This window comes from Amycolatopsis sp. NPDC089917 (assembly GCF_040684635.1).
In the GTDB taxonomy this organism is placed as follows: Bacteria; Actinomycetota; Actinomycetes; order Mycobacteriales; family Pseudonocardiaceae; genus Amycolatopsis.
Genome location: NZ_JBFBGL010000015.1, coordinates 83755 through 96784, shown reverse-complemented (window position 1 = coordinate 96784; position 13030 = coordinate 83755). Strand labels below are relative to the sequence as shown.

At 70.8% G+C, this 13030-nt stretch carries 11 protein-coding genes; 2 read left to right on the top strand and 9 right to left on the bottom strand.

The window, feature by feature from the left end; all coding sequences use genetic code 11:
* The first annotated feature begins 7 nt into the window (after positions 1-7).
* A complete protein-coding gene (locus AB0N89_RS13885) occupies positions 8-466 on the top strand; it encodes a riboflavin kinase (protein WP_364204300.1) in 459 nt (152 codons plus the stop codon).
* Between the two features lie 163 nt (positions 467-629).
* Here AB0N89_RS13885 and AB0N89_RS13880 read toward each other — a convergent pair whose 3' ends face one another.
* The 7 genes from AB0N89_RS13880 to AB0N89_RS13850 form a co-directional block, all read right to left on the bottom strand.
* On the bottom strand, positions 630-1202 hold the full coding sequence (locus tag AB0N89_RS13880; protein WP_364204298.1) for a DUF5134 domain-containing protein: 573 nt from the start codon (positions 1200-1202) through the stop codon (positions 630-632).
* A gap of 73 nt (positions 1203-1275) precedes the next feature.
* The gene (locus tag AB0N89_RS13875; protein WP_364204296.1) at positions 1276-2445 is read right to left on the bottom strand and encodes a lipid-transfer protein; all 1170 of its coding nucleotides are present in this window, start codon (positions 2443-2445) and stop codon (positions 1276-1278) included.
* Positions 2445-2840, bottom strand: a complete 396-nt coding sequence (locus AB0N89_RS13870; protein WP_364204294.1) for a MaoC family dehydratase — start codon at positions 2838-2840, stop codon at positions 2445-2447. Before AB0N89_RS13870 ends, AB0N89_RS13875 begins: the two co-directional genes overlap by 1 nt.
* A complete protein-coding gene (locus AB0N89_RS13865) occupies positions 2837-3751 on the bottom strand; it encodes an OB-fold domain-containing protein (RefSeq protein ID WP_364204292.1) in 915 nt (304 codons plus the stop codon). The genes AB0N89_RS13870 and AB0N89_RS13865 overlap by 4 nt, the downstream gene beginning before the upstream one ends.
* Positions 3748-4920, bottom strand: a complete 1173-nt coding sequence (locus tag AB0N89_RS13860) for an acyl-CoA dehydrogenase family protein (protein ID WP_364204290.1) — start codon at positions 4918-4920, stop codon at positions 3748-3750. The genes AB0N89_RS13865 and AB0N89_RS13860 overlap by 4 nt, the downstream gene beginning before the upstream one ends.
* A gap of 2 nt (positions 4921-4922) precedes the next feature.
* Positions 4923-5987 carry an acyl-CoA dehydrogenase gene (locus AB0N89_RS13855; protein ID WP_364204288.1) on the bottom strand — a complete coding sequence of 355 codons (1065 nt, stop codon included), beginning with the start codon at positions 5985-5987 and terminating at the stop codon, positions 4923-4925.
* Between the two features lie 87 nt (positions 5988-6074).
* Positions 6075-7466: a wax ester/triacylglycerol synthase family O-acyltransferase gene (locus AB0N89_RS13850; RefSeq protein ID WP_364204286.1), complete on the bottom strand. Its 1392-nt coding sequence runs from the start codon at positions 7464-7466 to the stop codon at positions 6075-6077.
* 66 nt (positions 7467-7532) lie between these two features.
* Here AB0N89_RS13850 and AB0N89_RS13845 point away from each other — a divergent pair, with 66 nt between their 5' ends.
* Positions 7533-8831: an alpha/beta hydrolase gene (locus AB0N89_RS13845; protein WP_364204284.1), complete on the top strand. Its 1299-nt coding sequence runs from the start codon at positions 7533-7535 to the stop codon at positions 8829-8831.
* 218 nt (positions 8832-9049) lie between these two features.
* Here AB0N89_RS13845 and AB0N89_RS13840 read toward each other — a convergent pair whose 3' ends face one another.
* Together AB0N89_RS13840 and AB0N89_RS13835 are read right to left on the bottom strand one after the other, a co-directional pair.
* Positions 9050-10234 carry an SWIM zinc finger family protein gene (locus tag AB0N89_RS13840; protein ID WP_364204282.1) on the bottom strand — a complete coding sequence of 395 codons (1185 nt, stop codon included), beginning with the start codon at positions 10232-10234 and terminating at the stop codon, positions 9050-9052.
* On the bottom strand, positions 10234-12999 hold the full coding sequence (locus AB0N89_RS13835) for a DEAD/DEAH box helicase (protein ID WP_364204280.1): 2766 nt from the start codon (positions 12997-12999) through the stop codon (positions 10234-10236). The genes AB0N89_RS13840 and AB0N89_RS13835 overlap by 1 nt, the downstream gene beginning before the upstream one ends.
* Positions 13000-13030: the final 31 nt, after the last annotated feature.

Sequence of the window (13030 nt, the reverse complement as noted above, 5' to 3'; positions counted from 1 at the left end):
GGGCGGCATGACGGCGGAGTACTTCGTGGTCCGTGGCCAGGTGGAGAAGGGCGATCAGCGGGGCCGGGAACTGGGCTTCCCGACCGCCAACATCGCGCTGCGCGACCAGGACGGCCAGGTCGGCGACGGAGTGTGGGCGGGCTGGGCCGAACGCGCCGACGGCACGCGCGTCGCGGCGGCGGTCTCGGTCGGCAGGCGCCCGACCTACTACGGCGCGGACGGCTACCGGCTCGTCGAGGCGCACCTGCTGGACTTCAGCGGTGACCTGTACGGCGAGGTGCTGACCGTGTGGCTGGGCCACCACCTGCGGGAGCAGAAGGCGTACCCGTCGTCGGAGGCGCTGATCGTCGCGCTCGACAAGGACATCGCGGACGCGGGCAAGTGGGCCGCGGACAACCCGGCCGAGGGCCTGCCGGACGCGGAAGACGCCGGGGACGGTGTCGTCCGGCGGGTACCGCTCCCCTGAGCCTCTAGGCGCACGTGACGCGAAAGCCACTTTCGCGACGTCTGATGTCCCGAAAGTGGCTTTCGCGACATGACTCTGTGGCGTGACCCACCCCGTGCACGCCGGCCCGTGCGGTGAAGGCGTTTAGTCCTCTGAACGCGATCGCCGCCCGGCACCCGAGGGGTCAGAGGGCCGCGCCGACCAGCATGTAGCCCATCCCGGCGCCCATGATCACCCGGCACACCCGCCGCGACACCTGACCGGATTCGCCACCGGTCCCCCTCGCGGCGAGGACGCCGGCGCGCACGGAGTCCACCGCGAAGTACCCGGCCACGGCGCCGAAGACCAGCGAAAGCCACAGCGCCGAACCGCCGCCGGGGCCGGACATCACCAGCCACGGACCGTGAGAAACCTCGCTGTGCGGCATGAACGTCACCATGAACAGCATCGCGGTGGCGGAGACCGCGTGATGCCCGCACGCGGCGTGCCCGGACCGCCGTCCCTTCCACCACGAGACGGCGAACCAGCCCGCGGTCAGCGCCAGCACCGCCTGCCAGCCCGCCGCGGGGATCGGGCCGCCCACCGGGGACAGCATCGCGATCATGGCGACGACGAGCAGCAGTTCCGCCAGGTCGCCGTTGCGGACCGCCGCGCCCTGGCGCCCGTAGTCCAGCCGGACGAGTCTCAGCACGCAGGGCAGGACGAGCGCGGCGAACACCGCGGTCAGGGCCCACGCGACGACGAGTGGTCCAGACATGTCACCTCCTGGCCGGTATACCTCTCACCGTCGCAGGTGGCGCACCAGGGCACCAGCGGGCATTGAGGTGATCTCAACCTGCGGTCAGGACCAGTCCGCTCGTAGGTACGCCCGTGCCGGCGGTCACGAGCACCCGGGAGGCCCCGCCGACCTGGTTGACGGCGTCGCCCCGCAGCTGCCGGACCGCTTCGGCGATCCCGTTCATCCCGTGGATGTAGGCCTCCCCGAGCTGCCCGCCGTGCGGGTTGAGCGGGAGTTTCCCGTCGAGTTCCAGGGTGCCGCCGCCGATGAAGTCCTTGGCCTCGCCCTTCCCGCAGAAGCCGAGTTCTTCCAGCTGCATCAGGACATAAGGGGTGAAGTGGTCGTAGAGCACGGCGAGGTCCATGTCGCCGGGTCCGAGCCCGGACTGCTCCCACAACTGCCGTCCCACGACCCCCATCTCGGGCAGCGCCGGGAGGTCGTCGCGGTAGTAGCTGGTCATCACGTACTGGTCCGGACCACTGCCCTGCGCGGCCGCCGCGATCACGGCGGGCCGGTGCGGCAGGTCGCGCGCCCGTTCGGCGCTGGTGATCACCAGCGCGACACCGCCGTCGCTCTCCTGGCAGCAGTCCAGCAGGTGCAACGGTTCGGCGACCCAGCGCGACGCCTGATGGTCTTCGAGCGTGATCGGCTTGCCGTGGAACCAGGCCTTCGGGTTCGTCGCCGCGCGGGCGCGGTCGATCACGGCCACCCGGCCGAAGTCCTCGCTGGTCGCGCCGTACTCGTGCATGTAGCGCCGGGCGAGCATGGCGACGGTCGCGGCGGGGGTCGCGATCCCCATCGGGTAGTGGAACGCGTTGTCGACACCGGAGGAGTTCACCTGCCCCGCCGCGGCCGAGGACACCTGCCCGAACCGCATCCCGGACCGCTCGTTGAACGCCCGGTACGCGACGACGACGTCCGCGACCCCGGTCGCGACGGCCATCGCGGCCTGCTGCACGGTCGCCGCGGCCGCCCCGCCGCCGTAGTGGATCCGGCTGAAGAACTTGAGTTCGGGGATGCCGAGTTCCCGCGCCACGGCGATCTCGCTGTTGCCGTCCATGGTGAACGACACCAGACCGTCCACATCGGACGGAGAGAGCCCGGCGTCCTTCAGCGCGCTCGAAACCGATTCGGCCGCCAGACGCAGCTCGCTGCGCCCGGAATCCTTGGAGAACTCCGTCGCGCCGATACCGGCGATCGCCGCCCGTCCCGAAAGGGTCATCACTCGCCTCCCAAGGTGAGCGCCACGGTGCCCACCACGTGCTCGCCGAGACTGTCCACACCGGACACCGCGATCACCACGTCGTCGCCGTCGCGTTCGGTGACCCGGCCGGTGAAGGTCAGGGTGTCGTAGGCGTAGCAGGGCACGCCGAGCCGGATCTTGATCGACCGCACGAACGCCTCCGGTCCCGCCCAGTCCGTGACGAACCGTTGCACCAGGCCGGTGTCGGTGAGGATGTTGAGGAAGATGTCCTTCGAACCGCGTCGCACGGCGGCGTCGCGGTCGTGATGGACGTCCTGGAAATCCCGCGTCGCCAGCGCGGTGCTCACCACGAAGGTCGGGGTGGCCTCGATCGTCAGCGGCGGCAGCTCGGTGCCGACCGGACAGTCCTTCATCGCGCGACCCTCCAAGCGGGCAACGTCAGTTCGTCGTCGACCTTCACGAAAGCCGCTTCCACTCCGAGTCCGATGTGGACTGAATCGGGATCGGCGTCGAGCAGTTCACCCATCACCCGGACGCCCTCCTCCAGTTCGACGAGCGCGACCACGAACGGCAGATCCTTGCCGGGAACCTTCGGATGGTGGTGCACCACGTAGCTGTAGACCGTCCCGCGTCCGGACGCGACGACGTAATCCGGCTTGGCGTCGAGGTCGCCGTCCGGTGGCATCGGGCCGGGCGGATGCCGCAGGATCTCGCCCCAGCGCTGGATCCGCAGCTCGCCTTCCCGGAGTCCGGCCCAGAAGAACTCGGTGTCCTTGCTGATCACCGGCCGCAGGACCGGGGCCGAGGGTTTGGCGGGTTCGGCACCCGGCGGGCGGAACTTCAGCACCCGGAACACCATGTCCGCGACGGCCTCGTCGCCGACGTACCAGGTGGTCTTCGTCGTCACGAACCAGCCTTCGCCCAGTGCGGTGCGCTTCGGCCCGACGACGCTTTCGAGTTTCGCGGTCGCCTCGACCCGTTCGCCGTGACGCAGATAGCGGAAGTAGTTCTGCTCGGAGTTGGTCGCGACGACCGAGGTGAACCCGGCTTCGTCGAGCACCTCCATCATCGCGCCGAGCGGGTCGTCCGACGCCCTCGCCCAGTGCAGCCCGCCCATCGTCCACACCTGCGCCATCGCGGGCGGCGCGACGAGTCCCTTGTGGACACTCGCGGCGGCGAACTCTTCGTCGACGTAGACCGGATTGCGGTCGCCGATGGCTTCGACCCAGTTGTTGACCATCGCCTGGTTGACCACGTCGCGAGCGGCCCTCGGCGCGGATTCCCCTTGTGCGGCGATGCGTTCCGCCGCTTCCTGGATGCTCATCGCGGCACCCTCGGCAGGCCGAGCCCGGCGGTGGCGATCAGCTCGCGCTGGATCTCGTTGACGCCGCCGCCGAAGGTCAGCACCAGATTGCGTTTGGCCACCACGTCCAGCCACTGCGCCAGTTCGGCGGTTTCCGCGTCGGCCTGATCGCCGTGTCGTGCCACGATCTCCTCCAGTTCCCTGGCCAGCCGCTGGATGCGTTCGGAACCGAAGATCTTGGTGGCCGACGCGTCGGCCACCGCCACCGGTCCGGTCGCCGACGACGCCGCGACCTGCCAGTTCAGCAGTTCGTTGACCCTGGCGGCCGCCAGGGTTTCCGCGAGCACGCCGCGGACGTCGAGCAGCTGGAGCAACGGCGTGCCGTCCGGGGTCTTCCGGGACGCCGCCCAGTCGCGGACGCGGTCGTGGAGCCCGCCGATGCGCCCCGCGGGGCCGAGCATGACGCGTTCGTGGTTCAGCTGGGTGGTGATCAGCCGCCAGCCCTCGTTCTCCTTGCCCACCAGCATGTTCGCGGGCACCCGGACGTCGGAGTAGTAGGTGGCGTTCACGTGGTGCGCGCCGTCGCAGGTGATGATCGGCGTCCAGGAGTAGCCCGGATCGCGGGTGTCCATGATGAGGATCGAGATCCCCTTGTGCTTCGGCGCGTCCGGCGCGGTCCGCACGGCCAGCCAGATGTAGTCGGCGTCGTGCCCGCCGGTGGTGAAGATCTTCTGGCCGTTGACGACGTACTCGTCCCCTTCGCGCACCGCCGTCATGCGCAGCGACGCGAGGTCCGTCCCCGCGTCGGGTTCGGTGTAGCCGATCGCGAAATGCACCTCGCCCGCGAGGATCTTGGGCAGGAACAACGACTTCTGTTCCTCGGTGCCGAACGCCTGCAGCGTCGGCCCGACGGTCTGCAGGGTCACCGACGGCAGCTGGACGTCGGCCCGGGCGGCCTCGTCGACGAAGAGGTGCTGCTCGATCTCGCCGAAACCCCGGCCGCCGTACTGTTCGGGCCAGCCGACGCCGAGCCAGCCGTCCCTGCCCATCCGCCGCACGATCTCGCGGTACACCGGCCCGTGCCGCTCGCGCAGCATCGCACGCCGCTCGTCGGCGCTCACCAGCCCGGCGAAGTACTTGCGCAGTTCGGTTCGCAGCCGCTGCTGCGCCGCGGTCAGTTCGATCAGCATTCTCACCCCGCCACCAGTTCGCCCAGCGCGGCCAGCCGATGCGAGGCGCCGCCGAGCGTTCGTCCCAGATCCTTGACCGCCGACGAGAACCGGTGCAGTGGATACGTTTCGTCCACGCCGATCCCGCCGTGCAAGTGATGGCAGACGGCCAGCGCCGCGGGCGCCTCCTCCGCCACCCAGTACGCCGCGATGTCGAGTTCCGCCTCGGCGTCGAGCCCCGCCGCGAGCCGCCAGACCGCCGACCGCGCGGCCAGCTGGACGGTCCTCGACGCGACGTAGACGTCCGCGATCTGTTGCGCCACCGCCTGGAACGCCGCCAGTGGACGCCCGAACTGCTCTCGTTCGCCGACGTGCTTGGTGGTCAACGCGAGCGCGCCGGCGAGCAGCCCGTCGCCGAACGCCACCGTGCCCGCGAGCGCGAACAGGTGCAGCGTCGCGATCGACTCGCCGGGGCCGTGCCCGTTGAGGAGATCGGCGTCGGTGACGGTCACGGAATCCAGCGTCATCGTGTAGTCCGGCGTGCCCGAAGAGGTTCTCGTCGGGGTCAGCGTCACGCCGTCGGCCCGGGGATCGACGAGGAAGACGCCGGTGCCGCCGGGCAGCGAGGCGGGCGTCAGGATCCGGGTGGCCTCCGCCGCGAACGGCACGCCGACCTTGACCCCGCTCAGCCGCCAGTCCCCGGCCGATTCCGCGACGGTCGCGGGCCGGGTGGTGAACGGCGCGGAAGGTTCGTGCAGCGCGGCGGTGAGCACGGAGTCGCCCGCGGCGACCGGCGGGAGCAGCGCCGCACGCTGGTCCGGCCCGCCGAGCGCCGTGACCGGCAGGACCCCGAAGGCCAGCGACGCCAGCGCGGGCGCCGGCGAGGCGACGCGGCCGAGTTCGGTCAGCACCAAGGCGACTTCGGCGACGCCGAGGCCGTCACCGCCGAGTTCGGCGGGCAGCGCCAGGGCGAGCAGACCGGCGTCGGCGAGCGCACGCCACGTGCCGCCGGGTTCACGCTCCTTGCCGAGCACACCCGCGGTCAGCGCGGTGACCTCGGTCTGCGTCTCGTCGAACTGGAAGTCCACACTGGCTCCTCACCGGGGCGAACGGGCACAATACTGAAACCTGTTCTAGTCTTATCCGGAAGGAGCCCCGACGGCAAGGGGGAGGATCTAGGAGGTGGCTTTCAGCAGTTCCTCGAGAGCGTCCGGGAAGTGGTCGGCGAGCGGCCACAGGTCTCCGGTCAGTTCGCGCGCGCCGAGCAGGCCGACGTCCACCCTGCCCGCGTTGGACAGCACGGTGACGTTGAGCCCGGCGCCGTGGAACACCGGCCCGAGCGGGTAGAGCCCGGTGATCCGGCAGCCCAGCAGGTACAGCGGCATCGGCGGACCGGGCACATTGGACACCACCAGGTTGTGCACCACCGGGTGCCGTTCGGCCAGGCGCAGCGCGGAATAGGCGCGCACCGCGAGGCCGAACATGGTCGCCGCGGAAAACTGGGCCCAATCCTGGAGCATGTCGGCGTGGATGTCGTGGTGGTGCTCCTTGGACTGCCGGTTCGACTCCGCGAGCATGAACACGCGCGCGGCGGGATCCTCCAGATGAGTGGGCAACGACGCGAAGAACGCCGAGACCTTGTTGCTGCCGTGGTCGCGTTCGGTGCGTTCGTGCACCGACACCGGCACGGTCGCCACCAGCGGATCTTCCGGCAGTTCGCCGCGATCCCGCAGGAACCGCCGCAGCGCACCGGAAACGACGGCGAGGACGACGTCGTTGACGGTCACCCCGAAGGCGTTCTTGATCCGTTTGACCTCGTCGAGGTCGAGAGAGGTGTAGGCGACGCTGCGGTGTGCCGTGATCGTCCCGTTGAACGACGTGCGCGGCGCGGTGAACGGCACCGGCATTCCCTTGCCTTGCAAGGCTTTCCCGAGCCACTTCGGCACGAGTCCGAGCAGGTCCGGGAGCAGTTTCACCACCTCGGCCGGGCGTTTCGCGAACGACGTCAGCCCTTCGCCGAGCAGCGCGCGCCTGCCGGGGACGCCTCCGTTGTGGCGTTCGTCCTTCGCGATCTCCGGCGGCGGGGCGTCCGGTTCGAGACCGGCGAGATAGGTGATCAGGCTGGCTCCGCTGACCCCGTCGACACTGGCGTGGTGCATCTTCAGCAGGACCGCGATCCCGCCGTCCGCCAGCCCTTCGATGACGTACAACTGCCAGAGCGGCTGTGCGCGGTCCAGTCGTTGTCCCGCGATGTGGGCGCAGAGCTCGGCCAGTTCCCGCCGGTCGCCGGGCGCGGGTACGCCGATCCGGTGAACGTGGGCTTCGAGGTCGAAGTCCTCGTCCTCGACCCAGACCGGATGCGTCAGGTTCCAGAGTGGATTGTGCAGCTTACGGCGGAATGCCGGGATCAGCTTGACGCGTTCGGCCAGCTTCTCCTTGAAGCGCTCGAAGTCGTAGCCGCCCGGCATGGTCGAACCGTCGAGGGTGAGCAGGCCGCACACATGCAGGACCTGGGCGGGTGTCTCCAGGTAGAGGAAACTCGCGTCCAGACCACTCAATCTCTGCATAAGAATCACCTTAAGTGAACTTTGCAACCGGTTCTAGGCGGTCACCCGGCGGTAGGATCGGTGCCCATGCAGCCGAGTTTCGTCGTCCGCCAGGCACTCCAGCTCGCGCTCACCGCGAACGCGCTGAGGCCGCCGAGAGGGGCCCGGACGGCGGTCCCGGCGTTCTTCGCGGGCTGGCTCACCGGAGAGCTCGCCCCGCATCTGCTCGCGCTCACCGCGGCCGACGCGGCGGCGCACGTCGCGCGGCACCGCGGCGGGTCGAGCAAGGCCGGTCTCGCGCTCGCGACGGCGTCGGCGGCCGGGCTCGGCGCGCTGATCGCGCAGTCGCAGCGGGCCAGGGGCGAGATCGAGACCGCGCTCAGCGAAGGCATCGGCGAGTCCTACGCCGACGAACTCGAGCACCCGCCGAGCCCGACCGACCTCGCGACCCCGTGGGGTCAGCTGGCCATGCCGTTCCGCATGCGCGACCCGGGGGTCCGGCGGACGCGGAACATCGCCTACGCCCCCGGCGGGAAGCGGTTCCTGCTCGACGTCTACGCCCCGCGCGAACCGGTCACCGGGGCGCCGATCCTGCTGCAGGTACATGGCGGCGCGTGGGTGATCGGCAACAAGGACCAGCAGGGCCTGCCGCTGATGCTGCACATGGCCAAACGCGGCTGGATCTGCATCGCGATCAACTACCCGCTCTCCCCCGCCGCCCGCTGGCCGGCGCATATCGTCGCGGCGAAACGCGCGCTGGCGTGGATCCGGGACAACGCCGAGTCCTACGGCGGCGACCCGTCGTTCGTCGCCGTCACCGGGGGTTCGGCGGGCGGGCATCTCGCGGCGCTCCTGGCGCTGACCGCCAACGACCCGGCGCTGCAGCCCGGCTTCACCGAGGCCGACACGAGCGTCCAGGCGTGCGCCCCGCACTACGGCGTGTACGACTTCGCCGCGACCAGCGGACGGCGGTCCAGCCAGACCCGGCTGAAGACGCTGATCGCCCGGCACGTCTTCGAGGCGGACCGGGATCCGGTGAACTTCCTCGACGACTACATCGCGGCGTCACCGCTGGATCGGATCACCGAGGACGCGCCGCCGTTCTTCGTGATCCACGGCGTCCACGACTCGCTGGTGCCGGTCGGCGAGGCGCGCGAATTCGTGCGGCGGCTGCGGGAGAAGTCCCAGCGTGAGGTCGCGTACGCGGAGATCTCCGGCGCGCAGCACGCCTTCGACGTTTTCCCCTCCATCCGCAGCGCGCACGTGGTCCGCGGGGTGGAGCGGTTCCTGGAATGGGCTTACCGGTCGGAGAAGCGCCGGTCCCAGGGTGACCGGGGTGACGCGGCACCGCACTCACGTGATCAGACCCGGAACTCGCGTGAGTGAGAACGGGACTCACGTGACCAGGCACCGCACACCCGAGCGCGGCATCCAGTCACGCGAGTTCCGCCCCTGATCACGCGAGTCACGTCTTGGCTCACCTCGGGTCTTCCCGGTTGTCGAGCCACGGGAGCGGACTTCCCCTCATCGCACGCCCGGAAAGTCCTTGTTCCCAATGTCGCATTGGGAACAAGGACCGGGAACGCCACTCGCGAGGCTCGCCGTCACGGCGGGTAGATCACGTCCGTCGGCCGCGCGGCCCCTGGTCCGTCGACGCGCCAGCCTTCGCCGTCGCGCACGAAGCGGTACCAGCGTTCGTCGCGGCCGTAGCGCAGTTGCAGGTCGCCCTGGGTGATCCGGTTCCGCCAGGTCTTCGGCGTTCCCGGCAGCCCCGACTCCGCGAAGTCCGACTTGGCCTGTGCGAGCGGAGCCTGCGCCGGCCGCCAGACCTCCCGGACCACCGCCATCCCGCCCCTGCCCGCCTCACGCCAGGCCTGCGCCCAGAGGGCCAGATCCCGCACCGCGATCCCGGCCGCCTCCGCGAGTCCGGCGACCTCGCCCGGATCGCCTGCGGCGGCCCGGCGCGCGAGGTCCTCCACGAACGACAGCTCCGTCTCCCGCTCGGGCCCCATGACCAGCAGTTCCCAGGCCCTCGCGGCCGCGTCGGCGGCCAGTTCCGCGAAGGTGTCGCTGCTCCAGCCGGTGCGGTGCGGCGGATCGACGTCGAGGACCGCCGGCGGGCCGACCGTGCCCGGGACGGCCAGCCGCGGTGGCAGCGCGGCGATCCGCCGGGTGTAGGCGCGTTTCGGGTCGACACCGGGCGCCGAGGGGACGCGCACCCGCTTCCCCGGCTGACCCGCGGGAGCCCGGCGGGACCGCAGTTCCGCGAGCACGGCTTCCCTCGGCCTGCCGCGCAACAGGAACAGCACGAACGGATCGGTGTCGACCTCGTCCGCGACCAGGTAGTACACCGCGGCGACGTGTTTGCACGGATTCGCGCTGTCGGGACAGGAACACTTCGGGCGGAGATCGCCGGGGCCGGGAAGCAGATCCGCGCCGGCGGCCCGCGCGTCCTCGGCGAGCTCTCCGGGCAGTTCGCCGTCGAGCAGGGCGGCGACGTGCCCGAGCCGGGAACCGGCCATGACGAGCAGGCTCTCCCACTGCGCTTCGGCGAACGCCCGCATGTGAATGGTCACCCGGTACGGCACCGCCCGGCTGCCCTGCACCCAGGCCGTCACCTCACCCGCGCCGACCGTGAGCTTGCTGACCGTGCCTTTGCGCGCGTACGTCCGGCCGCGCGGCAGGCGGTTCGGGTCGAGCTTCGCGCGCTCCTCCAGCGCCTCGACCCACGCCGCGCCCCACCACGTGTTGCCGAAGGTGCGCCGCTTCCGGCCGGTCACGCCGGGCATCAGGTCTCCCCGAGCCGGACGAGATCGGCGAGTTCGTCGTCGGACAGTTCGGTGATCCAGTTCTCGCCCGCGCCGATGACCGCGTCGGCCAGCCCGCGTTTGGTCTCCAGCACCGCGGCGATGCGCTCTTCCAGGGTGCCCTCGGCGATCAGCCGATGCACCTGGACCGGCCTGTCCTGCCCGATCCGGTACGCGCGGTCGGTGGCCTGGTCCTCGACCGCCGGGTTCCACCAGCGGTCGTAGTGGATCACGTGGGTGGCCTTGGTCAAGTTGAGCCCGACGCCGCCCGCCTTCAGCGACAGCAGGAACACCGGCACCTCACCTGCCTGGAACCGGGCGACCATGTCCTCGCGGTCCTCCGGCGTGCTCGACCCGGACAGCAGCATCGTCGGCAGCCCGCGTTCGGCCAGGCGTTTCTCCAGCAGGCGGCACAGCTGGACGTACTGGCTGAACACGAGCACGCTGTCGCCCTCGTCGAGGATGACGTCGAGCAGTTCCTCGAACGCGGCGAGCTTGCCGGACCGGCCGTGCAGCACCCCGGGTTCCTTGAGGTACTGCGCCGGATGGTTGCAGATCTGCTTGAGCTCGGTGAGCAGATTGAGCACCTGCCCGCGCCGAGCCGCGCCGTCCAGCTCGCGGATCATCGCGAGGTTCTCCCGGACCACGGCCTCGTACAGCGTCGTCTGCTCGGCGGTGAGCGGGACGAACCGGTCGGTCTCGGTCTTGCGGGGGAGTTCGGGGGCGATGTCCGGGTCGGTCTTCTTACGGCGCAACAGGAACGGCCGGACGGTGGCGGCCAGCCGTTCGGTGGCGGCGACGTCCCGGTTCCGCTCGATCGGGCGGGCGACCTTGCGGCGGAACCCGTCGAGCGAGCCGAGCAGGCCTGGCGTCGTCCAGTCCACGATGGACCACAGCTCGGTGAGCCGGTTCTCCATCGGCGTGCCGGTCAGCGCCACCTTCGCGGCGGCCGGGATCTTCCGCAGTTCCTTGGCGGTGACCGAAAGCGGGTTCTTGACGTGCTGCGCCTCGTCGGCGGCGACCATCCCCCAGCTCACTTCGGACAGTGCCGCGCGATCCCGGCGGAGGACGCCGTACGTGGCGAGCACGACCTCGTCCGGCGCGACCTCGTCGAGATGCCGTCCGCCGCCGTGGAACCGGCGCACCGGGATGTCCGGCGCGAACCGCGCGAACTCGCGTTCCCAGTTGCCCAGCAACGACGTCGGGCACAGGACGAGCGTGGGGCCCTCCCCGCGCGGGCGGCGGTGCAGGTGCAGGGAGATGAGCTGGATCGTCTTGCCCAGCCCCATGTCGTCGGCGAGGCAGGCGCCGAGACCTAGTCCGGTCATCGTGGCCAGCCAGGCGAGGCCCGCCTTCTGATACGGCCGCAGGGTGGCCTTCAGTTCCGCGGGTTGTTCGATCGGTTCCCCGGCGCTTTCACGGATGCGTTCGAGCAGCCCCGTCAACGCCGGCGGGGCGGTGAACTCGACCTTCTCGCCGTCCAGTTCCAGCTCGCCGGTGAGCGCCGCGGCCAGCGCCTCGGCCCCGGACAGCTTCTTCGCGCGATGAGCGCGCACCTTCGCGATCAGGCGCGCGTCGACCTTGACCCACTTGCCGCGCAGCCGCACCAGCGGCCGCTTCGCCTCCGCGAGCGCGGCGACCTCGGCGTCGGTGAGTTCCTCGCCCCCGAGGCTCAGCCGCCAGCGGAACTGCAACAGGCTCTTGAGCGTGAACTCGGGTCCGGTGACGCTGCCCGGGGCCTGCGTCGCGCTCGCCTTGGCCTTGAGCTCGCCCGAGAAGAGGTCCTTCGGCCACTGGACCTCGATGCCGGCGCCGCCGAGCGCCGCGTCGCCGTGGGTCAGCAGGTCGACGACCTCGTCGTACTCCAGCGCCAGTCCGGTCGGCGCGGCCGACTGGAGGATGCGCCCGAGCGGCGCCCACGCCCTGGCGCCACGGCGCAGACCGAGCAGCATCTGGGTCTCGACCTGCTCACCCATCCGCTCCAGGACGGCTTCGGGCGCGTCCCACAAGGTCGCCGCTTCGACGATCAGGCTCGGGTCGGCCGCGCTCCGCACGGCGACGACGGCCGCGAACGTGGCTTCGCCTTCGGGTTCCTCGGGCTCGTGCACCTCCAGGCGCAGCACGAGATGCGCGCCCTGCGCCTGCCGTGAGCTCAGTTCCGCGAGCCACGCGGCCCCGTCCGGCCCGACCAGCGTCGGCTCCGCCGAGGCGAACGCCGGACCACCCGCCGCGACGCTCGCGGCCGGGGTGCGGACCAGCACGTCCGCCGTCGCGTCCCAGAACGCGCGGATCAGCGATTCCGGCGAGTGCAGCCGGATCCGTTTCAGCCCGGACAACGGCAGCGCGTGCGCCTCGGGCGGCAGCGCGGCGGCGAGACCGCGCAGCATCTCCTCGTCGGCGACGTCGAGCGGGCCGACCCGCCACGAATCCACCCCGCCGGGTGAGGCCGCGGGCAGCAGCCTGCCGCGGGCGATGAGGTTCACCCCGGCCTCGGCGACGGCCGCCCACGCCGCGATGGCAGGGCTCAGCTCGCCGTCCGCGGTCAGCAGCCGCGGAATCACGCGTGACAACGGGACGAGCGCCGCGTCGACCTTCGTGCGCCGGAAGACCTTTCCGACCGGCAGCACGAGTTCGATCGCGGTGTCACCCGCTGTGCCGTCTCCCCAGAGCGCCAGCACACCGTCCCGCGGGGGATCCGAGGGGACGAAGGTGGCTTGGGTTCCTGTGCCGAACTCCACGACCCGCACGCTAGAGCACGGGACCGACAGCTGTCGGGCG